The following is a 21956-nucleotide window of genomic DNA, read 5'->3' on the forward strand; positions in this document are numbered from 1 at the left end:
CTGCTGGTATCGCCGCGTGAACGTCCACGCCCGCTCCATTCGCTACTTCGACATGATCTGCCGCTGCGGATCCATTCGCGAGGCCGCGCGGCGTTTGCATGTGGACGGCTCGGCCGTCAACCGGCAACTGCTCAATCTCGAGGAGAAGTGGGACGGCGGCGGCGTGAAGTACTCGCTGTTCGAGCAGAACGTGGCGATTGCCGAGTGGTTCCGCAGCACGTGGCAATCGATCGAGGCCGGGCACGACGCGTGATCGGGGCAGCGGAGCCGATGCGCGATTCGCGCTCCGCCGCCGTCATGCTTCAATGCAGCTTGATCGAGGGCCGGTTGTAGCGCTGCAGAAACTGGCCCAGCGTCTGGAGCAGCGTGCGCCGGGTGCCGTGCACGCCCAACAGGTGCTTGCGATACAGCAGCCGGTACAAGCCCGACGCAGCCAGGCCGTCGACGATCACGGAGCGCTCGCGCAAGCGCAGGTCCGCCTGATAAAGCGCGCCGGACTCGCCGAGCGAGACTACCGTGCCGGCGTCGCGAAACACGAAGCCCGCAACCGCCTTGCCCGCGATGCGCCGCGCGAAAGCCTGGCTCAAGTAGACCGCCTGCTGGTGGGCGACCTGGGCGCGCGGCGGCAGGTAACGGCTCGAACCGCCGACCGGGCAGGCTGCGCAGTCGCCGAACGCGAACACGTGCGCATCGTCAGGCGTTTGCAAGGTATCCGTCACGATGACCTGATTCGACGCGCTCAGCGCCAGTCCCTCGATCGAGCGCAGCATCGCGGGCCCGGCCACACCGGCGGCCCAGATCGTCATATCGGCGGGCAGTACTGCACCGGTCGAAGTCACGATGGCATCTTCCTCGACGCTCGCCACGCGCGTGTCGGTCAGCACTTCGATATGCAGACGCTCGAGTTGCGCCTGCGTGCGCGCCGAAATGCGCGGGTCGAGCACCGGCAGCACGCGCGGCGCGCCTTCGATCAGACGAATCTGGACATCGCGGTCGGGATCGAGCGCCCGGAAGCGGTACGCCGCGAGTTGCCCCACTGCGTGCCGCAGCGCGGCGGCCAGCTCCACCCCGGTTGCGCCCGCGCCGATCACGTTGATGCACACCGGCCGAACGAGCGGCGCGCCGGGCGCATCGGCGAGGTGATTGACCTTCGCGCAGGCCGCGAGGAACTTCTTGCGGAAATCCTCGGCGTGCCCCACGTGTTCGAGCGGAAGCGCGTAGCGCGCGGCGCCAGGCACATTGAAGAAGTTGGTCACGCTGCCGACGGCCAGCACGAGGTCGTGGTACGGCACTTCCCGTGGCGGCACGATCTGCGCGCCGTCGTGGTCGAGCACCGCGCCGATGGTGGCGATGCGGCGTGCGCGATCGACCGATTGCAATTCGCCTTGCACGAACTCGAAACCGTGGCGCTTTGCCTGCGCCGCATATTCGATCGTATGCGAAGCGGGGTCGCGGTGGCCCGATGCGGCTTCGTGCAGAAGCGGCTTCCAGAAGTGCGTCGGCAAGCGGTCGACGAGCACGATGTGCGCTTGCCCGCGGCGGCCGAGCGTGCTGCCCAGGCGCGTAGCGAGTTGCAAGCCGCCGGCGCCGCCGCCGACAATCAGGATGCGGGGCAGATTAGCCGCGCGCGCCTTCGCGAGAATGCCAGGGATGAGTGCCATGGTTGTCTTCCAGAATGAAATCGGTTTGAATGTCGCGCGACTGGATTTCACGATATCGTTTCGCGAACCCAAGAACAATTTAATGTTTATAGGCGACCCATATGCTTTCACTAATAGGTAAGGCGGCCACGTTCCGGCAGCTCAAGGCGCTCGACATGGTCATGCGCCTCGGAAGCGTGTCGCGCGCGGCGCAGGAGCTGCATCTGACGCAGCCGGCCGTCTCGCTGCAGATCCGCCTGCTGGAGGAAGCGGTGGGCGCGGCGTTGCTGCAGCGTGTGGGCCGGGGCGTGGAGTTGACCACGGCGGGCGAAATCGTGGGGCGCTATGCGCGCGAGATCTTGCATCTTTGGCAGGAAGCGGGCGACGAAGTGGCGGCATTGAAGGGAGATTTGGGCGGCAGCTTGCGCATCGGCGCGATCACCACCGCCGAATATCTGATACCGCCGCTGCTGGTCCGATTCACGGCGACGCGCCCGCATGTAAAGACCTACTTCAAGGTGGGCAATCGCGAAGAGATCATTCGCATGCTCGCCACGCATGAAATCGACCTCGCGGTCATGGGCAGTCCGCCCAAGGAACTGCGCACGCATGCGGCCGAGTTCGCGAAGCATCCGATGGTGTTCGTCGCTGCGCCCGACCATCCGCTCATGCAGCGCAAGCGTATTTCAATGAAGGACCTGGAATCGGCGCATTTGCTGGTGCGCGAGCGCGGCGCCGGGACGAGAACGACTGTCGAGAGTCTGTTCAAGACATCGGGTCACCGATTTCATGTGGGATCCGAACTATCTAGCAACGAGGCCATCAAGCAGATGGCCGAAGCGGGGCTCGGCGTGGCGTTCCTGTCGCGTCATGCATGCGCGCTGGAACTGCGCGCGGGGCTGCTGAAGGAACTGCCGTTCGCGGGCAATCCGGTCGAGCGCGAATGGTATGTGGTGACGCTGGCCGACCGGCGCATTTCGCAGGTGACCGGGTTGTTTCGCGATTTCCTCGTCGAGCAGGGCGCGCCGGTGATCGATCTGGCGATGTTGTCTTCCTCCGGCGCGCGGCGCAGGAAGTAGGGAGCCAGGCGCGCTCGCGCGCTCAAATGCCCCGTGGCTGCCTGCGCTTGAGCGCGACGATGTTGGCGTCGATCCAGCGGCGCGCGCTGGCGAGCATGATGGCTTCCTGTTCGCGGCCGTTTCTCATGCCTTCGACGGTGACGAACTCGACATTGCGTATGCCGATGGTCGCGAACACCGCGCGAATGTAGCCCGTGAGGTAGTCGGGCTGGCGTGCCGCGCCGCCCCAGGTAAAGAGACCGCCCGACGAGACCGCGACCATCACGGGGCGATCCCTGAGCAAGCCGATCTTGCCTTGCGCGGTCATGGTGAAGGTGCGCCCGAGGCGCATGACGTGATCGAGCCAGGCCTTGAGCCCTGAGGGCGGCCCGTAGTTGTGCATGGGCGTGCCCATCACGACTACGTCGGCCAACTCGAGTTCTTCGATCAGTTGTTCCGAAAGCGCGAGTGCGCCGTGTTGCGCGGCGCTGCGCGCGTGGGGCGCGACCAGCATGGCATCGACGAATTCGGCGCTCAGGTGCGGCGGCGGAGCATTGCCCAGATCGCGCCGCTGCACACGTGCGTCCGGGTTTTCACCGAGCAGCGACTCGACCGCGTAGCGCGTCACCTGGCTACTGACCGAGGCGTCGCCGCGCGGGCTGCACTCGATATGCAAGATCTGGTTCACGCCTCGATGGCCTCCGATTCCATGCACCGATCCAATCCGGGAACGTTCGTGAAGATCGATGTTCGCGAGGCGAGTGCGGTTTTTGCGCTATATGCGTTAAGGAACGATCCTATCAAGCCACGCGCGCGGCGGCACCATCGGGTTACACATGTCGTTCATACCACGGTGCTGATAAGTCTTTGGCCGGCGAGATCGCTTCGACTTTTTTCCATACGTCGTCACTCAGCAGATTTCGGCAAATGTAAGCAGACATTGGCCGCCGATTAATCGAGTTCAAATTCTATCCCTGGGGTGCTTGGGCTCTTTCTGGGAACGTAGTGAGACCAAAGCCCCGGATCTGTCCGCCAGGGCGGCTCGCAACATACACCGTTCAGCCAGAACTGAACGTGCTCCCGGACTTGCGGCAAGACCTTGTTACGGTAGATCCAGCGTAATTCGGCGTGAGTGATCGTCCTGGTTTTTTGCGAACTTGGTGTTCCCGAAGGGGTATCCCGACCATGCATTGGCCCGGTGGTGTGAGTCTTGTGAACTACCTCATCCATGTCGATGCCATCTAGTATGAAATGCACGTGTTTATGCACATCGATGGTGGCCCAGTAGAGCGATCCCTTGGACTTGATGCGCCAGTCCCGATTGTTCTTCACGTCGCCGGGCTTCAAGCCATCGAGTGCAGGTGCGCGAATGCCTCTCTCCGAATCGCTGATAATGGCGGAGAACTTTGGGTGTTGCTCCAGCGATTTCAAAAACGACTCCTTGTCTGCTGCTTTGCCCTTTCCATTCAAGGCTTCCGAGCGGTCCGTAGAAAGCACCTGAATCTTGTCCTCGTTCGAGGCGCCTTCGCTTTTATGCGCCTCCACAAATCCCGTGATCGTATTGGCATAGCCAAATATGTAATCGCCGGGCTGGAACACGCTTCTCCACGGTCTTTCCATTGGCATGACTTTCCCCTTGCTTCTGTCGACTGTCGGGTGGCACGTATAGGGCGAATTCGGGAATCGTCTAACAATACTAGGACAAACGCGTCGTACATGGTGGGGGAAATCGTGATGTCCTGACTTCTACGGGCTGCGCGAATCCGAACGCCTATTCAAGCCCGGCGTGCCATGTCCATGGCGCGCGGACGCTCGCGTTCCGGATTCGAGGCTATCCGGTGACTTCGCTGCTGGGGGCGGGGCTCATGACGGCCGTGCTGTTGACGACCTTCGTGACGTGCGAATCCGCATGACCTTGCTGCGCGGCGTGCAGTTTCTCGTGGCGTTGACGCTGGCTTACTGCCCTTGGTATCGCGGGCGGACGCAGGAGGCGGAGGCGGTGCGCGCACCGGGGCATGGATTGCGCTTATGCGCGGCGGCGTTTCTTCGACAGATCGGCGAGCGCCGGAACGAGTTGCTTGAATTGCTGGAAAGCGGCGTCGCGGTGCGCCCGTGCCGCCGCGTGAAGCTGCATCTCATCCTCGCGGGTCCAGCTTCCGATCGCGGCAATCTTGTCGGCTTCGCGGCGCATCCATTGCGCCTGCGCGATATTCATGGACCGCCCGCAGACGGTCGAGCGCAGCCGCCAGTAATCGAACTCCGCATAGAACCGCCGTGGGCCGCGCGCGCCCGCCGGGCGCTGCCGGCGCAACCACCATTCGAATTTTCCGTCGCTCCAGATCCGATGCGTGAAACCGGCGGGCCATTCGAGCCCGTCCGGAATCAGTGATTCGGCAGCGAGTTGCTCCATGGTGCCGAGCACCTCGAAATAACCGAGCTCGGGGCAAACATTGAAAACCGGGGCGTCGGGGATCTTGACTTCGATAGCGTGTCCTCGCGCTGTGTCGCTGGTAATGGTCATGGGGATGGCCTCTCGACTTGTTGGTCTGCTCATGGTGGGACGTGCGGCCCCATTCATTATCGAGATAGCACGTGCCTGCGCTAAGTGACGAGGTGACGCCCTGGACGGCTTGTCGCAGTCAGTCGACCTTGATGCGCTTCAGGAATGGCGAGGATATCCATAGCAGATTTCCCATCGGCCCAAAAGGGGAGCAGACGATGTTTCATCGTCAGCAGCCCAAACCCGTAACGACGCGGATTCCCTTTGGGTATTGCAGGCAAGCCGCTGCCCAAACCGGTTGCCACATTCGCACTGATCGTTGACCGGACGAAGAACGAAGCGAAACATCGTGCTGATGTCGTTTACTGGCCGATTCTTGACGGTTTATTTGCGGTTCGATTTCGTGCAGATAAATAGAATCGTTTGAAATAACGTCGCCTGGTGCCAAGCAGTTGGATTCTAACGTAGTCCGCCTTCGCATCACTATGGCACTCAAAGAATTCGCCGGCGCCATCAACCCTGAAAGCGCACCCGATCAGTGCATGACTGATCGAAGGTGTGCACGGGGCGGATTCGTTGTGCAATATCCGGAGACAGTCAGTGGAATCGTTTGCGAATGGCGCACTGTGGATGCTCTATCCTCACTCTCGCCCACCATTCTCGCGGACATCATCGCTTGACGATGCTCTGCTCAAGCGCGCCACCGGCGCCGCGGCGTTCGGCAGCGCGATGGGTGGGTGAATGGCGTAGCAATACCTGCGCCGCAACGTCTGGTGGCTCGCCCAAAAATTTCATCGCTAGCCAATGCGTCGATTGCATTTTTGATCTGCGCGGCTAGTTCGAACGTGGAGTCTGGCCTGACGCCATTGCACGCCTGCCCACCGCCATTTTCATCACGAACCGGCCAGTTGCCCGCTTGTGGCGAACCGCTCGAGCGGCGCTGTACGGCATTGAGGCGTCGCTGATGCGTGCCGCAAAAAATGGAGAGATACGCATGACCTCGCTAGAAAAGGCTGCTGCGGTTTCCGCCGTCGCGATGGAGGAAGAGACATCTGCAGCGTTTAAACGACGCTTCATGATCAGAATGATCATCGTGCTTACCGGCGGCACGTTCCTGGACGGCTATATTCTCGGGATTGTCGGCCCGGTGTCCGGCAAAATGACCGCCGAACTCGGCATATCGGCGGTCTGGGAAGGCCTGATCGCGGCGGGCGCGCTGTTCGGCATCCTCATCGGCTCGCCGTTGGGTGGGTGGGCTGGCGACAAGTTCGGTCGCAAACCCCTGTTCATGCTCGACATGGGGTTGTTTGTGATTGCGTCGGTCATGCAGTTCTTCGTCGGATCCACGCAGTTATCTATCGCGTTACCGCTGCAACTGTTCGTGGTGCGGCTGCTGATGGGCATCGCAATCGGCGCGGAGTACTCGGTTGGTTGGCCACTGTTGTCGGAGTTCTCGCCAGCCCGGATCCGTGGACGGCTCATGGGCTTGACGCTGATCGCGTGGTATGCCGGCTTCATGTTCGCCTTCGTCGTGGGCTACTGTCTGGACCGGTATACGGATCTCGGCTGGCGAAACATCCTCGGCACCAGCACCTTCATCGCGATGGCATTGTTCCTTGGCCGGATTGGCATGCCCGAGTCACCGCGCTGGCTGTGGAGCAAGAATCGTACGGACAAGGCCCGCTCCATCGCTTATCGGTATATGGAAAGCGCCTCCGATATGCTCGACATGGAGCGCGAGGCGCCCCATTCGGGCGGTGGCTTCGGGATGTTGTTTTCCCGCCAGTACTGGCGGGTCACACTGTTCGTGTCGCTCTTCTTTTTCTGTGTCGTCACGCCGTACTTTGCGATCGCCACATTCGCCGACAGTGTCTTGCAGAAGTTCGGCCTCGGTGGCGGGCTCGCCGGAGGAGTGGGATTGTCCGCCGTTGCTTTGGCCGGAAGTGTCGCGACGGTCCTGCTGATCGACAAGGCCGGCCGCCGTGCGCTGACGGTGCCGCCGCAGTGGATCATCACTGTGATCCTCGTTATCCTCGGCGTGTGGACAGATGCACCTGGCGTGGCCGTGTTGGGCCTGTTTCTCGCATTCTCGTTTTTTAACGCGGGCTGCGGCACGCTAACCTGCATCTACCCTGGCGAGGTTTTCCCCACAGAGATCCGCGGGATCGGGACGGGCTTCGCTGCCGCGTTCAGCCGGATCGGGGCCGGCCTCGGCACCTTCCTGATGCCCTGGTCCATCGCTAATCTCGGCCCCTCAGTGACCATACTGATTGCCGCCGGCATCGCCGCTGTCGGTGCCGGCGTATCGCAATGGCTAGCCCCTGAAACCCGGGGCAAGAGTCTCAGCGAAACGGCCTCCGGGTTTTCGCACTAGCACCAGCGGGAGCTTGCGGAAAATCCTGGCTCGGGGCAGGTCCAGGCGGGCGCAGTGAGAAGTAAAAGTCACGGCGCAGCCGGTGGTGGGCGAGGCGCGTTCGGTCGGCGTGATCGTCGGCGCGCTAGAAGAAGTGATGAATGCCGGCCAGCACGACCGTCTGCGAGCCCGAAGACGACGCGCCTATCCCCATCGTGCTGGCAACCGCGCCCGATGAGGCCCGTTCCACCATCACGTCCATATAAAGCTGGGTGCGCTTCGAGAGCGAGTACACATTGGCGAGCGTTGCCTGGGTCCAGCGCTTGCCGGCGAGCGTCGTGGTCCACGCGCCCGCGCCCACCATATAGGCGGACGTGACCTGGAAATTGGCGCCGCCGTCGATGGTGCGGTAGTCCTGCGCCTCGCCATGCCGCTCGATGCGCACCTGCGTGTAGAGCGCATGCAACTGGACTCGCCCCCACTGATAGCTGCCGCCGATGCCCGCATTGCGCACGCGGTCGGCCACGACCGGCGCGCCGTTGGACAGGTTCACGCCCTCGAACGCATTCAGGCCCAGCCCGCCGGCCAGGTTGAGCGCGCGGTCGTGGTACTCCGACCACGCGGCGGCCAGCTTTAGCGGTCCGTAGCCATAGTTCGCGCCGAAGCTGATGGTGTGTCCCGTCGTGCTGCTGCTTGAATTCGTGAAGCCATAGAGCGCGCCAATGGTGAGGCCTGCGAACGGCTGGCTCACGAACTTGGCGGTATTGGACAGTTCGACGGGCACGGTATTGGCCAGCCCGTCGACGTTGCCCGGATGAAAGGCGGAGAAGTCGCCGAGCGACTGGGCGGTCGACAGCGGGCCGAGCATTTCGAAGTGGAAGTCGGTCTGGCGGCCAAGCGTGACGGTGCCGATGCCGCTCTTCGCAAGACCCACCCAGGCCTGGCGGTTGAAGAGCGTGCCTGCGCTCGACATTGCGCCGCTCAGCGTGGAGAAGCCCGACTCCAGCTTGAACACGGTCTTCAGCCCCGCGCCCAGATCCTCGGTGCCCGTGAGGCCCCAGCGGTCGGCCTGGAAAGTACCCTGTTCGGCGATGAACGCGTGCGAGCCATGCAGATTGCTGACGTAGCCCACGCCCGCGTCCAGACTGCCATACAGCGTGATGCTGCTTTGTGCATATGCAGCAGAAAAATTAGTCATGCCAAGCGCCATGCACACGGGCGCCAACAAACACTTCTTCATTGGGGGTCTCCTCGCGATGCTCGATTTGCTCTGTTGAACGAGCCGGCCCGAACCGGGCCAGCTGTGCCTGCATTTACTTCATGGATTCACTTCAAGGTCTGATACAGGATTGCCGCGCCCGAAACGATCGCGAAGCCCATCACGCTGATGCGCAAGACTTTGCTGTTCAGTCGCCGGTGCACATGCTGGCTGATGAAGGCGCCGAGAATGACGGGCGGCACGAGCAGCAGCGCGGAAACGAACCGGTCCAGGTTGATCTGGCCGGTGAAGCTGAGCATCACCAGCGAGACCGCTTCGCCGATCGCGAAGCACAGCGCGATGGTCGAGCGCAGCGCGGGCGCGCGATAGTGCTGGAAGACCATCGCCAGCGCGGGTCCGCCAATTCCCGTCGCGGTTTCGGTGATGCCCGTCACGGCGCCTGCCGTGATCAGCGCGTTGCGGCCCGGCGCGAAAGTCGGCGCGCACAGTGTCGCGACAGCGGCGGCAATCGTCGATGCGCCGATGAACAGGTTCAGGTCGTGCGCCGAGATGCGCGAGATGATCAGCACGCCGCCCACGGCGCCCACCGTGCGCCCGACTGTGATCCATAGCGTGCCGCTCGAATCGAGCGCCGGGCGCTCGCGCCACGCGAGATAGACGTTGAGCGGAAGCATCAGGATCAGGAGCGACACGGGCAACAGGCCCGGATCGATCAAGCCGATCACGGGGGCGCAGATGAGCGCGAAGCCCACTCCCACTGCGCCCTGAATGAACGCGGCAATCGTCACGGTGGCGGCAAGAATGAGGAATACGGTCAGACTCACAGAAGGGTTCTCCTAAGGATGGACAGCTATGCGCGGGGCGGATCGAACGGCGTCACGCGCCCGCGTGTTTCAACGACTCGATACCAGTGGCGCCAGGGTTTGCGCGGCGGGCTGCGCCTGCAGGGCGCCGCGAGCCGTGGGGGCGGCCGGTGTGGCCGACAAGGGCGCGGCGTGCACCCGCTGGATAGGTGCGCGCGCAACGACAGCGGCAGCGGCTTCTTCGACTTCGCGCAGCAGCGCGCGCGCGTCCCAGTCGATGGGCCAGCCGTGCCACAGGCGCAGGCGCCCCGCGACGAACACCGCATCGATCTGGCTGCGATTGGCGAGGCGCACGAGCTCCCATTCGAGATCCCACGAGGGCCGCATTTCCGGCACATCGAGGTCCACCAGCAGAAAGTCCGCTGCCTTGCCCGGCGCGATTTCGCCGGTCAATGCGCCAAGGCGCACGGCGTCGGCGCCGCCGCGCAGCGCGTGATCGAGCCAGAGCTTGCCCGCGCCGCACGACGAGTCGCCCGTTGCGAGGCCGAAGGCGAAGCGCTGCGCGGTCTCGGCCGCGTCGAGCAGCCGGAATGCGTCGCTGCGCGTGCCGTCGGTGCCGAGGCCGAAGCGGATGCCGAGCGCGGCCATTTGCAGCGCCGGGGCCACCGCATTGCCCTTCCATGAACTCGCGACGGGGTTGTAGCTCACGGCCGCGCCCGTGTCGCGTAGCAGGTTCAGCTCGGAAGGCGTAACGAGCGTGGCGTGCGCAATCAGGGTTTGCGGCCCCAATGCGCCCGCATGGTGAAGGTGCTCAATGGGGCGCATCTTGCGCGCGACGATCGAGCGCTCGACGGCGGCGAGGTGCTCGTTGGCATGCGTCTGGAACACCGCGCCGGCCTCGGCGCACAGGGCGGCCACGGTTTGCAGCATGCCGTCCGAACCTGCTTCGGGCACCGAAATAGCCAGCGACGGATGCACGAGCGCGTGGCCGCTCCAATGCGCCAGATGGGCCTGCGCGCGGGCGACGATGGCGCCGCGCTCGCGGGTGTCGATATGGTCGGCGAGGTCGTTGCAGATCTTGCCGAGCACGCAGCGCACGCCGACTTCCTGGGTGGCCGCCGCGATCGTCGAGATATCGCTGTCCGAGCGCGTGCCGGCGTCGCAGACGGTCGTGAAGCCGCCGCGCAGTGCTTCGAGCGCGGCGAGTTTGGTCGAGAGATACAGCAGGTTTTCGTCGAGGCAGTTCTCGAGCGGGACCCAGATGCGGCGGTAGATCTCCGAGGGCTCGCCGAACGCGAGCGCCTTGCCGAACGACTGCGTGAGATGGTGATGCGCGTCGACGAAGCCGGGCATCAGCAGTTTGCCCGGCAGCGCGAGCGGCGTCAGCAGCGGGTAGCGCGCCACCAGTTCGCCGGCGGGGCCGATGTCGCGAAAGCGCCCGTTGGCGACCACGACCGCATGCTCGCGCACCGGACCATCGGCGAGCAGCAGCGTTTCGGGTAGCAGCAGCAGTTCATCGGCGCACAGTTCCGTGCGCGAAAGGGAGCGGGGCGAAGCGGCTGTGGAGCGAGTTTGCATGATGAAGAAGTTGGGCTGTATGGGGTTCAGTGGCAGGAGGGGGTTTCGTTGACGGCTGCATCGAGCGCGCCGGCCGCATGGGGCGCATGGGCTGCATGGGCTGCATGGGCCGTGCGGTTTGCGCGCGGCCGCCAGCGCAGGCTCAGGTGTTCGAAGATCAGATTGACGATCACGGCGGTGAGCGCGCCCATCGCGAGCCCGTTGCCGAGCACGATTTGCAGCGTCGCGGGAAAGCGGCTGTAGACGCCGGGCACGACGATCGGCAGGATGCCCATCGTGAGCGCGGCGGCTAGCGTGTACATGTTGGCGCGCGCGCGCAGGTCCACCTGGCGCAGCAGGTTGATGCCCATGACGCCGATGATCGAGAACACGATCAGCGCGGTGCCGCCCACCACCGCGGCGGGAATGGCGTTGGCGAGGCGCGAGAGCGGCGCGAGCAGCGCGATCACGATCAGCAGCGCGCCGGCCATCGCGGTGACGAAGCGCGAGCGGATGCCGGTTGCCTCCACGATGCCGATGTTCTCGCTGCTCGTGATGATGAGCGAGGTGCCGAAGAATCCGCCGACCATCGACATGAGCGCATCGGCGCGGATGGTCCGCGGCACGGCCACGCGCGGGTCGATTTCCTTGCCCACGATCTCCGCGATCGCCACGGTCTGGCCGGTGGCCTCCGCCATCGAAATCACGCTGAAGATCAAGAGCGGCAGCGCGGCGAAGAGGTCGAAGCGCGGCATGCCGAACGGCAGCGGCGTGGGCAGCGTGACGAGCGCGCCGCTCCAGACGCCGGCAAAACTCATCAAGCCCAGCACCGAGGCGAGCGCCGCGCCCGCGAGCAGCCCCAGCAGCACGGCGAGCTGGCCGAGCATGCCCTTGAAGAGCTTGGCGAACAGCACGGTGAAGGCGACCGTGGCGAGTGCGAGGCCGATTCCGGCCGGGCTGCCGAACTCGGCGGTGCCGGGCCGCCCGACGATCACCACGCCGTAGATGCGGATAAGGTTGACGGCGACGAGGATCAGCATCGTGCCGATCACGATGCGCGGGAAAAAGCGCAGGCAGCGCCGGAACACCGGTAGCAGCAAAAAGTAGAACAGGCCTGTGAGGATGGTCGCGCCGGCAGCCGTGCGCAGATCGGTTTGCTGCGCGATCAGCACGAACAGGACCACCGGCGCGCCGCCCGGCACCATGATGAACGGCAGGCGCGCGCCAAAGCGCAGCGGGCCGAACGACTGCAGCAGCGTGCCGATTCCGCAGACGAGAAAGGTCGCGCTGATCAAGTCGACGGTCAGCGCGGGCGGCAGGCCGAGCGCCTTGGCGACCAGAAAGACCGCCGTGATGGGGGAAGCGGCCACCACCAGCACGTGCTGCAGGCCGAACAACATCAGTTTGACGAGCGGCAAGCGCTCGTCGACAGGGTGAACCTGCTGGGCTTTCGTCATGACTGCGTGTCTCCATGTGCCGCAGACCGCCTCACGTCTGCGAGGGTGTGTCGTTGTTCTGGCGAAGCTGCTCTACAAAAACCGTCTCCCAAATCGATTTGGGATCACGTGCAAAAAATTGGGCGGACGCCCCAAATCGATTTGCTATCGTAGAATGGTGCGTCCTGAAGGCCTTGTCAAGCCGGATTATTTATCGACCGATTGGTCGCGATAGCCCACGAACCCCGGACTCAAGCGAGAGAAACAGCATGCAAAGTCCAGTGCCGCCAAAGCCGCGGCCGACCATTGCCGACGTCGCCCGCGCAGCGGGCGTCTCCACGACCACCGTTTCGCATGCGTTGAACGACAAGGGCTATGTCGATCCGCAAACGCGCCAGCGCGTCAAGGATGTGGCGCGCGATCTGGGCTACCGCCCGAGCGTGCGCGCGCAGCGGCTGCGCACCGGCGAGGCGCGCACCATCGCGCTGCTTTCGTCGATGCCGTTCGAAATCGCCGGTGGCGCGTCGCGGCTCGGGTTTCTGATGGAGGTGGCGGCGGTCGCGGCCGCCGCCGCCCTCACGCGCGGACTTGCGCTGGTGCTCGTGCCGCCCATCATGGCGGGGCGGCTGCCGCTCGACCAGCTCGACATCGACGGCGCCATCGTGATCGAACCCACCGCCGACGATGCGAACGTGGCCCATCTGCAGGCGCGCGGCTTGCCGGTCGTGTGTCTCGGCCGCATGCCCGGCAACGACGCGCTGCCCTATGTCGACATCCACTCGTTCGCCACCACGGCGCTGTTGCTGCGCCATCTGCATGAGCAGGGCAGCCGGCGGATTGCGCTTTTGATCGGCGCGCAGCAGCGTAATTCGTATGTCGAATCGCGCGCTGCGTACGAGCAATTCTGCGCGGAGCACGACATGCCGCCCGTGATCGCGGTGGCCGACGAAGCGGGCGGCGAGGAAGCGGGCCGCGAAGCGTGCGCTGCGCTGTTGCAGCAGCACCCGCAACTCGACGGGCTGTGCGCGCTGGTTGACGCGTTTGCCGTGGGCGCCGTGCAGGGCATTGCCGACGCAGGCCGGCGCGTGCCCGAGGACATCAAGATCGCAACCCGTTACGACGGGATTCGCGCGCGCAGTTGCAGGCCGCCGCTCACGGCCGTCGATCTTCATCTCGACGAAATGGCCTCGCAAGCCGTGGCGCTGCTGTTCGATCATCTGGCGGGCAAGGGCGGGGCGGACTTCGCCACGCCGCCCGATCCATCTCTCGTGGTTCGCGAGTCTTCGGTTGCCGTCCGGGACGATGCCTGAGGTTTGGCGCGCAACACGGGTTATTGACGGCTCCAGGCAATTCCTGAGCCGCAAATCAGGAAAACCTGATTTCCGCTCTGTGTCGGCATGGCTATTCTGCCTTTACACGAAGACACGTAGCGCAGGATTCGTGACCCGTTCGGAAGACGTCACCGATACGCCTGGAGAGATCGAGACGAAATAAGACCGGGCATTAAATGAGTGACTTGCCTAAGACTGGCTTCGACTGTCTCCGTCGGGCGAGCCTTAGGCCTTTTTCATAATAAAAAAGCGGATGCCGATAACGTTAGATATCGTTTAAAGGCTTGCCCCATTTCATCCAGCCGTATTTCCCCTTGCGCCGAAAGATATTCCGATTGCATATTCTAGTTTTCGATTTTCGATAAGATATCAGCGGGAACGCATTATGGGTTTCCATCGGGGTGCGGGGTCGAGCGAAACGGCGTTTTCGCTTGGGAAAAAATGAGAATGCGCTTCGCGAAAGCTTGAAGCAGCATCGAATAAGTTGGCGAAATGAGGCGACGCTTCAATACGGTCGTTGGCCGGCTCATCCGGGGCGGAGGCACTCGCCGCCGCGTGGGCAGATGGGTCACGCCGGCGGCTTTGGCCGTCCTGTTGATGTCTTTTTTCTGGGCGCATACGCTCGCGGATTCTCACGGCCCGAAGCAGTCCGTGCTGCGCGTGCTGGCGTGGCCCGGCTATGCGGACGAGGACTGGGTCCGCGCATTCGAGAAGCGCTTCCACGCCAAAGTCGAAGTCACGTTCGTCGATTCCGACGAAGCGCTCTGGGCCCGCATGCATGGCGCGGAGCCGCAGCCGTTCGACGTGCTGGCGGCCAATACCGCCGAGATCGAGCGCTATGCGCACGCCGGCCTGCTCACCGCGCTCGACCTCTCGCGCATTCCGAACCGCCGCTGGCAGCAGCCTTATTTCCAGCACGTAGCCGAGATTCGCGGGCTCGTGAGCGCAGGCCGCACCTACGCGATTCCGTTCACCTATTCGTCGATGGGGCTGATCTACGACCGCAAGCAGATTGCCGAGCCGCCGCATTCCATGCGGGCGCTATGGGATCCGCGCTATCGCGGCAAAGTGCTCGATTTCAACAGCGCGCAGCACAACTTCTCGTTCGCCGCGCTGGCGCTCGGCTATCCCGACCCGTTTCACCTGACGCCCGGGCAATTGCGCACCGTCACGCGCGAACTCGTGCGCCTGCGGCGCAATCTGCTCACGTACTACACGTTGCCTGAAGAGGCCACCGAGCAGTTCGTGCAGCATCACGTGGCGCTGATGTTCGGCAATTACGGCACGCAGCAAGTCGAGCAACTGCGTCATGCCGGCGTCGACGTGGGCTACGTGATTCCGGATGAGGGCGCGCTGGCGTGGCTCGATTGCTGGGCCATCACGCGCAACGCGACCAATCCGGCGCTGGCCTACGACTGGATCAACACCATGCTGGAGCCCGATATCGGCAAGCAGCTGACGCAACGCCAGGGGCTTGCCAACACCATGACGCCCGTGTCTGGCGTTGCTGCCGGTGCCGGTGCCGCCGCCGGCGCGGGGCCGCGCCTCGTCTGGATCCAGGGCGTCGAGAGCACCGGCGAGCGCGAAGCGCTGTGGCGCCGAATCAAAGCGGGCGATCCGCTGGAGCGCTTCGCGCCATGATCAAACTCGGGCTGACTTCGCGGCTTTCGATCCTGCTGGTGTGCATCGGCGTGGCGGCGTCGGGCGCAACGGGTTATTCGACCTATCGCGCCAATCGCAAGATGCTCATGCACGAAGCGGAGCGCAGCCTGCTCACATCGACGCAATTGCTGAGCCAGCGTTTTACCGCCGCGCTCGGCGACGTCGCCGACGACGCGCTCGTGCTCGCGACCCTGCCTTCGTCGATGGCGGTCGCGCAAGGCGACGCGCCGCGTCCCGCCGATGTGCGGCTCAAGCAGGTGTTCAGCGGCTTCATGCTGCATCACGCCGAGTATCTGCAGATACGCCTGATCTCGCGTGGGCAAAACGGCCTGGAGCGCGTTCGCGTCGAGCGCGAAGCGAGTGGCATCGTGGTGGTGCCCGATGACCAATTGCAGGAGAAGGGCCAGTTTCCGTATGTGTACGACGCGCTGGCGGCGAATGCGGAGCGCGTCTACGTCTCGCCCATCGGCCTGAAGGCCCAGCCCGGTTCGGACCGGAGCTCGACGCTGCCGGTAGTGATGGTGGGTGCGCCGATTGTCGATCAAAGCGGCGACAAGGTGGGCGTGCTCGTCATCGACGTCGATCTCACCAAGGTGTTCGAGCGTATCGAACGCGATTTGCCGGCTGACTACGCGGTGTACATGGCCAACGAGTGGGGCGATTTTCTGCTCCATCCGGACCCGGGCCAGACCTTCGGCTTCGAGCGCGGCCATCGCGTGCTGCTGCAAAAAAGCTTTCCCGCCACCGCGCCGCTCTTCACGAACGGGCCGCCGAGCCTGACATTCAACGGCTATGCGCGTGGCAACCAGCCGCCGGCCGAAGTGTTCGCGTTCGTGCGCTCGCCGTTCGGACTCGCGGGCGGCAAGCGCTTTATCGCGCTCGGGCTCGCGAGGCCGCTCACCGACGTGCTCGCGCCCGCCAACGAACTCGGCGCGCAAATCGTGCGTCTCGTGCTGATCTCCAGCACCGTCGCGATCGTGCTGGCGGTGTTGTTCGCGCGCGCGTTGGCGCGGCCGCTGCGCACGCTCGCCTACGCGGTGACGCACATCTTCGACGAGGACGCCATCGAGCGTTTGCCCGTCGCGCGCTCGGACGAGATCGGCGTGCTCGCGCGCTGCTTCGACCGCATGCGCATGGAGATCCGCTCCCAGGTGGACGCGCTGCATACGCGGCAGCAGGAGCTGGCGCACCGGGCGGGGCACGACCCGCTGACCGGCTTGCCGAACCGCACGCACTTCATGGAGCAACTCGATCTGGCGCTACGCCGCGCGGCGCTGAGCGACGAGCCGCTGGCCGTGATGTTCGTCGACCTGAACGATTTCAAGCAAATCAACGATCAATTCGGGCATTCGGCCGGCGACCAGACGCTCGTGGTCGTGGCGCAGCGCTTGCGCGCGGCGTTGCGCGGCTCCGATGTCGTTGCCCGCTATGGCGGGGACGAGTTCGTGATTCTGGTGGGCGGCGTGCATTCGACCGACGCGCTGCGCGTGGCGGCGGGCCGCGTGCAGCTGGCGATGGAGGCGCCCGTGTCGCTGGGCGAGCATCTGATGACGGTGGGCGTGAGCATCGGCATCAGCGAATTTCCCGCCGACGGCAAGCATGCCGAAGAATTGCTGGCTAAAGCCGATACCGCCATGTATGCCGCGAAAGCCGCGACGGGTTCGCACTTCGTCCGCTATCAGGAGCTGGCGAGCGCGTCGGATGGCTGCAGCACGCGCTGATCGAGACGTTTTCACCTGCCGGGCTGGCCAACACGGGATACGCCGCGCTCGACGTCGGCGCGTCGCGCTGCGTTCGCGGCCAGGAACCGGCACACCTCGCGATGCATCCATTGCGCACCAGGGCTCGTCGCCAGCGCACGCCATGAGCCGTGCACAAGGCCGGCGCCGACGGGCGCGTGCGCGTGGCCGCCCGCCGCGCGAATGCGAGCGGCGAACACCCGCGCGTCGTCGCATAGCGGATCGTGCTCGACGCCGATCGCGAGCGCGGGCGGCAACCCGTCATAGCGCGCGGCTTCGAGCGGAATGGTCCATGCTGCTAGCGCCCGATTCTCGATGTCCGCGCCCCAGTAGAGCGCGCCGTAGCGTCTTACGTCGGCGAGCGTGAGCATCGGCGCGTTGGCTTGCGTGTCGCGCGCGGGCAGCTGGGGCTCGATACCGAGCAGCGGATAGACCAGCGCGATGCCATCCACGCCTGGCACGCCTTCGTCGCGCAAACGCATCGCCACGCTCGCGGCGAGCGTGCCGCCCGCGCTGTCGCCTGCCAGTTGCAGCGGCCGGGGGAGGGGGCCGAACGGCAAGCGAGCGTCGAGCGCCGCACGCGTGACGGCGAGACAATCGTCGTGGGCGGCAGGCGCGCGATGTTCGGGCGCCAGCCGGTAGTCGACGGCGACGACGCAAAGGCCCGTATCCGCCGCGATGCGCGCCGTGATCAGATCGTGGCTTTGCAGCGATCCGACGACAAACCCGCCACCGTGAAAATACAGCACCGTGCCTTTGGACTGCACGCGCCCGGCGGGCGCGTACAGCCGCAGCATCACCGTCTGTCCATCGGCGCAGGCGAGGGGCGCGTCGTGCGTGCGCACGCCATCGGGCAATGGCGGCGTGAACGCAGCGGCAAACCGCTCGTATGTCGCGCGCTGATCGTCCACGGTCTCAGCCGGGTGATCGCTCGCATAAAATGCATTGGCGCGCTCGACGAACGCGGCGATTTCAGGTTCGAGCATGACGCGTCGCTCCTGGTGTGCTTGCCATTGCTCGCATGTCACTTGCGGGCTTGCGCAGGCAAAGCAATTACACGCCCGGCATATTGGGCAACGGGCAGCGCTGCCTGCTGGTCGACGAGCGCGTGCACGCGCGTTTGCACGTCGCTATCGAACGCCGCAGAGCGCGGTCCGCTCGTATCGACGTGCAACAGCATTTGCTCGCTGGCAGCGACGGCTTGGTCGCCATCGTCCGCGAACATTTCGAGGTACAGATGAATCCGCTTCGCATCGTGAGCGAGCACGCGCATTTCGACACGCACCTGTGCGCCCTGCTTGATTTCCTGCAGATAGTGGATATGCGCTTCGAGCGTATAGATCGAACGGCCGCGCGCTTTTCGCACGCTGTCGTCGAGGCCGATCTCGTCGATCAGCGCATCCACGGCAAAGCTGAAGATCAGCATGTAGAACGCGTCACGCAAATGGCCGTTGTAATCGACCCATTCGGCGCGCACGACGTCGTGATACGCCGGCAATTGCGCGTGTCGCGGCATGGTCAATGGCTCCGTTATGTTGAATGAGGGTTGGCGCTCGCGGGGCATCGTGCTTCAACGCCCCGCGAGGGTCCAGATAGCGCGCGGCGCTATTCGTCGGCGCGCAGGCCATGGCGCGCTTTCGTGTCGGCAATCGCCGACAGCACGTTCGTGATGCATTCGTCGCGATAGCGTTCGAGTTGCTTGATCGACCGCGGCCCGACCTGCTGCGCCGTACCGTCGACGACGCGATCGATGAGCTCGTCGGTCAGCTTCGGCGCGACGAGCTTGGTCCACGGCAATTCGAGCGCGGGGCCGAACTGCTGCATGAAATGGCGCATGCCCGTGTCGCCGCCCGCGAGCGTGTAGGTGAGGAAGGTCCCCATGAACGACCAGCGGATGCCCGCGCCAAAGCGGATCGCGTCGTCGATCTCGCCCGTGGTCGCGACGCCTTCGTCGACCAGATGCAGCGCCTCGCGCCACAGCGCTTCGAGCAGCCGGTCGGCGATAAATCCCGGCACCTCCTTGCGCACATGCAGCGGCCGCATGCCGAGCTCGTGATAGATGCGCATCGCGGCATCGATAGTCGCGGGCGATGTGCGCTCGCCGCCCACCACTTCGACCAGTGGCAGAAGATAAACGGGGTTGAACGGATGGCCGACGATGCAGCGTTCGGGATGCAGCGCGCGTGCATAGAAGTCGGTCGGCAACAGGCCCGATGTCGACGACGCGATGATCGCATCGGGCTTCGCGGCGCGGCTGACCTGTTCATGCAGCGCGAGCTTCAGCTCTTCGCGCTCGGGCGCGCTTTCCTGAATGAAGTCGGCCTGCGCGACGCACGCTTCGATCGTATTCACGAAGCGCAGACGCTCCTGCGAAGCCCCTTGGGCGAGCCCGACGCGCTCGAGTGCGTGCCAGGCGTTCGCGACGTTGTCGCGCAACTGCTTTTCCGCGCCCGGGGCCGGGTCCCACGCCATAACGTCGAGCCCGTGCGCCAGCGCGCGCGCGACCCAGCCGCTGCCGATCACGCCCGAGCCGATGGCCGCGAATGTCTTGATGCTGGTGATTTCTTTCATTGCCGATGATCGTCTGAAGGGTTGAATGGGTTTTAAAGCGATCGATGCGCTTCGGCGCGTCACGCGTACTGTTCGACGGCGCGCTTGTCGAGCAGCCGTTCGCCGCGCGCGGGCAAGCCGAGTTTCCTGCGGCCTTCGGCGGGCGTCAGCGCGCGGCCGCCGAGGCGCTCGATGATCTCGATGGCGCGCGTGACCAGGGAGCCGTTGCTCGCGGGCACGCCCTTGTCGAGCCAGATGTTGTCTTCGAGGCCGACGCGCACATGGCCGCCCAGCAGCATCGCCTGCGCGACCATCGGCATTTGCATGCGGCCGATGCCGAAGCCCGCCCACTGCGCCCCAACCGGCAGGTTGTCGGCCATTGCCTTCATCGTGGTCGTGTCAGCGGGCGCGCCCCAGGGAATGCCGAGGCACAGCTGGAACAGCGGCGGCGCATCGAGCAAGCCTTCCTTCAGCAATTGCTTTGCGAACCACAGATGGCCGGTGTCGAAGATCTCCAGTTCGGGCTTGACGCCGAGCTCCTGAATGCGCTTCGCACCTGCTCGCAGCTGAGCCGGCGTCGACACGTAGATGTAGTCGCCATCGCCGAAATTGAGCGTGCCGCAGTCGAGCGTGCAGATCTCCGGCAGAAGCTCTTCGACATGCGCAAGCCGCGTCAAGCCGCCGACCAGGTCGGTGTTCGCGCCGAAACGCATCGGATCTTCACCGGGGCCGATTTCGAGGTCGCCGCCCATGCCTGCCGTCAGGTTGATGATGACGTCCGTATCCGCCGAGCGGATGCGATCGACGACTTCGCGATACAGGTTCGGGTCGCGGCTGCCGCGTCCGGTTTTGGGGTCCCGCACATGGCAGTGCGCGACGGTCGCGCCGGCTTTCGCGGCCTCGATGGCCGCGTCGGCAATCTGCTTCGGCGTGACGGGAATGGCGGGGTGCTTGCCGACGGTGTCGCCTGCCCCCGTGACGGCACAGGTCACGATCACTTCAAGGTTCATGCTTGCAATTCCTGTTAGACGTTTCAAAGGAAAATATGGAGTCCTGCTGGAGACACGAGATCAGAGACCGAGATACGCCTTGACAGCGGGTAAGCCGTCCTTGCCGTCATAGGTCTTGACACCGGCCAGCCATGCATCGAGCACCTGCGGATTCTGTTTCAGCCAGGCCTTGGCGACGTCGGCGGGCTTCTCCTTCTTCATCACCGACTGCATGACGACGTTTTCGATTTGTGTCGTAAAGCGCAGATTGCTGACGAGTTTTCCAGCGTTCGGGCAACGCGTCATAAAGTCGGTCGACGTTAGCGTGTAGACGCGCGCTTCGCCGTCGTTGGGACCGAATACGCCATCGCTGCCGGTCAGATATTTCATGTCGAGCTGAATGTTCATCGGATGCGGCTGCCAGCCGAGAAAGACCACCCATTTCTTTTCGCGCACCGCGCGCTCGACGGTGACGAGCATGCCCGCTTCGCTCGATTCGACCAGCTTGAATCCGCCGAGACCGAACTGGTTGGTCGCGATCATTTTCTGGATTGCGGCATTCGCGCTGCTGCCCGGCTCGATGCCGTAGATCTTCCCGTCGAGTTCGTCGCGATGCTTGGCGATGTCGGCGAAAGTCTTCAGGCCCGCGTCGTATTCGTAGGTCGGCACCGCAAACGTGGCTTTCGCGCCGGTCAGATTGGGCGGCTGCAACACGTTGATCGACTTGGACTCGATGAACGGCGCAATTGCCATTTGCTGCACGGGCCACCAGTAACCCAGCGATACGTCGAGCTGCTTGCTCTTCAACCCGGCGAACGAAATCGGCACGGAGGCAACCGTCGTCACGGGCTGATAGCCGAGTCCTTCGAACACGGTCGAGGCGAGCGCCGTTGTCGACGTAATATCCGTCCAGCCGATATCCGCGAAATGGACGGCCCGGCAGCTTGCCGGATCCTGCGCGAATGCGGGCAAGGACATGGCCGCGAGAAGCCCGGCCAGGCCTGCGGTAATGGCTTTGATGCGCAACTTCATGAGAATCCCCCTGGACGCGTTATATGGCGAGCCTGCATTGCGGGTGGCGAATCGGATGACCTGAACCGATCCGGTGTGCAATCAAGG

General features: G+C 64.3%; 19 protein-coding genes. 6 read left to right on the forward strand and 13 right to left on the reverse strand.

Annotation, left to right across the window (positions count from 1 at the left end; genetic code table 11):
• The first annotated feature begins 16 nt into the window (after positions 1 to 16).
• Complete coding sequence (locus tag P5W99_RS29660; protein WP_421027394.1) at positions 17 to 253, forward strand: helix-turn-helix domain-containing protein; 237 nt, start codon at positions 17 to 19, stop codon at positions 251 to 253.
• A gap of 49 nt (positions 254 to 302) precedes the next feature.
• Here P5W99_RS29660 and P5W99_RS29665 read toward each other — a convergent pair whose 3' ends face one another.
• Positions 303 to 1661, reverse strand: coding sequence for an NAD(P)/FAD-dependent oxidoreductase (locus P5W99_RS29665; protein WP_434664700.1), 1359 nt, complete (start codon positions 1659 to 1661; stop codon positions 303 to 305).
• A 101-nt stretch (positions 1662 to 1762) separates the two neighbouring features.
• Here P5W99_RS29665 and P5W99_RS29670 point away from each other — a divergent pair, with 101 nt between their 5' ends.
• Positions 1763 to 2719: a LysR family transcriptional regulator gene (locus P5W99_RS29670; RefSeq protein ID WP_421027396.1), complete on the forward strand. Its 957-nt coding sequence runs from the start codon at positions 1763 to 1765 to the stop codon at positions 2717 to 2719.
• Positions 2720 to 2741: 22 nt separating this feature from the next.
• Here P5W99_RS29670 and P5W99_RS29675 read toward each other — a convergent pair whose 3' ends face one another.
• The 3 genes from P5W99_RS29675 to P5W99_RS29685 all read right to left on the reverse strand — a co-directional run bounded on the left by P5W99_RS29675 (position 2742) and on the right by P5W99_RS29685 (position 5276).
• On the reverse strand, positions 2742 to 3386 hold the full coding sequence (locus P5W99_RS29675) for an FMN-dependent NADH-azoreductase (RefSeq protein ID WP_421027397.1): 645 nt from the start codon (positions 3384 to 3386) through the stop codon (positions 2742 to 2744).
• Positions 3387 to 3649: 263 nt separating this feature from the next.
• Entirely contained in the window at positions 3650 to 4297 is a 648-nt protein-coding gene (locus P5W99_RS29680; protein ID WP_421042748.1) for a hypothetical protein, read from the reverse strand.
• A 427-nt stretch (positions 4298 to 4724) separates the two neighbouring features.
• On the reverse strand, positions 4725 to 5276 hold the full coding sequence (locus tag P5W99_RS29685; RefSeq protein ID WP_421073372.1) for a hypothetical protein: 552 nt from the start codon (positions 5274 to 5276) through the stop codon (positions 4725 to 4727).
• A gap of 916 nt (positions 5277 to 6192) precedes the next feature.
• Here P5W99_RS29685 and P5W99_RS29690 point away from each other — a divergent pair.
• Entirely contained in the window at positions 6193 to 7572 is a 1380-nt protein-coding gene (locus P5W99_RS29690) for an MFS transporter (protein WP_421027400.1), read from the forward strand.
• A gap of 124 nt (positions 7573 to 7696) precedes the next feature.
• Here P5W99_RS29690 and P5W99_RS29695 read toward each other — a convergent pair whose 3' ends face one another.
• The 4 genes from P5W99_RS29695 to P5W99_RS29710 form a co-directional block, all read right to left on the reverse strand.
• On the reverse strand, positions 7697 to 8749 hold the full coding sequence (locus P5W99_RS29695) for a porin (RefSeq protein WP_434664703.1): 1053 nt from the start codon (positions 8747 to 8749) through the stop codon (positions 7697 to 7699).
• Between the two features lie 128 nt (positions 8750 to 8877).
• Complete coding sequence (locus P5W99_RS29700) at positions 8878 to 9594, reverse strand: sulfite exporter TauE/SafE family protein (protein ID WP_421027402.1); 717 nt, start codon at positions 9592 to 9594, stop codon at positions 8878 to 8880.
• 69 nt (positions 9595 to 9663) lie between these two features.
• Positions 9664 to 11151 carry an amidohydrolase family protein gene (locus tag P5W99_RS29705; protein WP_421027403.1) on the reverse strand — a complete coding sequence of 496 codons (1488 nt, stop codon included), beginning with the start codon at positions 11149 to 11151 and terminating at the stop codon, positions 9664 to 9666.
• 26 nt (positions 11152 to 11177) lie between these two features.
• Positions 11178 to 12587 (reverse strand): uracil-xanthine permease family protein, encoded by a 1410-nt coding sequence (locus tag P5W99_RS29710; RefSeq protein WP_434664705.1) that lies wholly within the window; start codon positions 12585 to 12587, stop codon positions 11178 to 11180.
• A gap of 248 nt (positions 12588 to 12835) precedes the next feature.
• Between P5W99_RS29710 and P5W99_RS29715 the strand changes: the two genes are divergently transcribed.
• The 3 genes from P5W99_RS29715 (at position 12836) to P5W99_RS29725 (ending at position 17280) form a co-directional block, all read left to right on the forward strand.
• Positions 12836 to 13876, forward strand: a complete 1041-nt coding sequence (locus P5W99_RS29715) for a LacI family DNA-binding transcriptional regulator (RefSeq protein ID WP_434664707.1) — start codon at positions 12836 to 12838, stop codon at positions 13874 to 13876.
• A 513-nt stretch (positions 13877 to 14389) separates the two neighbouring features.
• A complete protein-coding gene (locus P5W99_RS29720) occupies positions 14390 to 15538 on the forward strand; it encodes an extracellular solute-binding protein (RefSeq protein WP_421027406.1) in 1149 nt (382 codons plus the stop codon).
• Positions 15535 to 17280 (forward strand): diguanylate cyclase, encoded by a 1746-nt coding sequence (locus P5W99_RS29725; RefSeq protein WP_421027407.1) that lies wholly within the window; start codon positions 15535 to 15537, stop codon positions 17278 to 17280. The genes P5W99_RS29720 and P5W99_RS29725 overlap by 4 nt, the downstream gene beginning before the upstream one ends.
• Positions 17281 to 17291: 11 nt before the next feature.
• On the opposite strand, the gene P5W99_RS29730 is transcribed toward P5W99_RS29725, so the two are convergent.
• From P5W99_RS29730 to P5W99_RS29750, 5 genes are all read right to left on the reverse strand, one after another.
• Positions 17292 to 18284: an alpha/beta hydrolase gene (locus tag P5W99_RS29730; protein WP_421027408.1), complete on the reverse strand. Its 993-nt coding sequence runs from the start codon at positions 18282 to 18284 to the stop codon at positions 17292 to 17294.
• Positions 18285 to 18322: 38 nt separating this feature from the next.
• Positions 18323 to 18814, reverse strand: coding sequence for a thioesterase family protein (locus P5W99_RS29735; RefSeq protein WP_421027409.1), 492 nt, complete (start codon positions 18812 to 18814; stop codon positions 18323 to 18325).
• An 89-nt stretch (positions 18815 to 18903) separates the two neighbouring features.
• Positions 18904 to 19869, reverse strand: a complete 966-nt coding sequence (locus P5W99_RS29740) for an L-carnitine dehydrogenase (protein ID WP_434664709.1) — start codon at positions 19867 to 19869, stop codon at positions 18904 to 18906.
• A gap of 59 nt (positions 19870 to 19928) precedes the next feature.
• Positions 19929 to 20858 (reverse strand): 3-keto-5-aminohexanoate cleavage protein, encoded by a 930-nt coding sequence (locus P5W99_RS29745; protein ID WP_421027411.1) that lies wholly within the window; start codon positions 20856 to 20858, stop codon positions 19929 to 19931.
• Between the two features lie 60 nt (positions 20859 to 20918).
• A complete protein-coding gene (locus P5W99_RS29750; RefSeq protein WP_421027412.1) occupies positions 20919 to 21869 on the reverse strand; it encodes a choline ABC transporter substrate-binding protein in 951 nt (316 codons plus the stop codon).
• Between the last annotated feature and the right edge of the window lie 87 nt (positions 21870 to 21956).

It is taken from the genome of Paraburkholderia sp. A3BS-1L (genome assembly GCF_051125215.1).
Lineage (GTDB): Bacteria > Pseudomonadota > Gammaproteobacteria > Burkholderiales > Burkholderiaceae > Paraburkholderia.

Excerpts from the sequence above, each read along its gene's own strand:
- P5W99_RS29665 (WP_434664700.1), bottom strand. The coding sequence starts at position 1,661 with ATGGCACTCATCCCTGGCATTCTCGCGAAGGCGCGCGCGGCTAATCTG.
- P5W99_RS29670 (WP_421027396.1), top strand. The coding sequence starts at position 1,763 with ATGCTTTCACTAATAGGTAAGGCGGCCACGTTCCGGCAGCTCAAGGCG.
- P5W99_RS29685 (WP_421073372.1), bottom strand. The coding sequence starts at position 5,276 with ATGAATGGGGCCGCACGTCCCACCATGAGCAGACCAACAAGTCGAGAG.
- P5W99_RS29690 (WP_421027400.1), top strand. The coding sequence starts at position 6,193 with ATGACCTCGCTAGAAAAGGCTGCTGCGGTTTCCGCCGTCGCGATGGAG.
- P5W99_RS29695 (WP_434664703.1), bottom strand. The coding sequence starts at position 8,749 with ATGACTAATTTTTCTGCTGCATATGCACAAAGCAGCATCACGCTGTAT.
- P5W99_RS29705 (WP_421027403.1), bottom strand. The coding sequence starts at position 11,151 with ATGCAAACTCGCTCCACAGCCGCTTCGCCCCGCTCCCTTTCGCGCACG.
- P5W99_RS29710 (WP_434664705.1), bottom strand. The coding sequence starts at position 12,587 with ATGACGAAAGCCCAGCAGGTTCACCCTGTCGACGAGCGCTTGCCGCTC.
- P5W99_RS29715 (WP_434664707.1), top strand. The coding sequence starts at position 12,836 with ATGCAAAGTCCAGTGCCGCCAAAGCCGCGGCCGACCATTGCCGACGTC.
- P5W99_RS29720 (WP_421027406.1), top strand. The coding sequence starts at position 14,390 with ATGAGGCGACGCTTCAATACGGTCGTTGGCCGGCTCATCCGGGGCGGA.
- P5W99_RS29725 (WP_421027407.1), top strand. The coding sequence starts at position 15,535 with ATGATCAAACTCGGGCTGACTTCGCGGCTTTCGATCCTGCTGGTGTGC.
- P5W99_RS29730 (WP_421027408.1), bottom strand. The coding sequence starts at position 18,284 with ATGCTCGAACCTGAAATCGCCGCGTTCGTCGAGCGCGCCAATGCATTT.
- P5W99_RS29735 (WP_421027409.1), bottom strand. The coding sequence starts at position 18,814 with ATGCCGCGACACGCGCAATTGCCGGCGTATCACGACGTCGTGCGCGCC.
- P5W99_RS29740 (WP_434664709.1), bottom strand. The coding sequence starts at position 19,869 with ATGAAAGAAATCACCAGCATCAAGACATTCGCGGCCATCGGCTCGGGC.
- P5W99_RS29745 (WP_421027411.1), bottom strand. The coding sequence starts at position 20,858 with ATGAACCTTGAAGTGATCGTGACCTGTGCCGTCACGGGGGCAGGCGAC.
- P5W99_RS29750 (WP_421027412.1), bottom strand. The coding sequence starts at position 21,869 with ATGAAGTTGCGCATCAAAGCCATTACCGCAGGCCTGGCCGGGCTTCTC.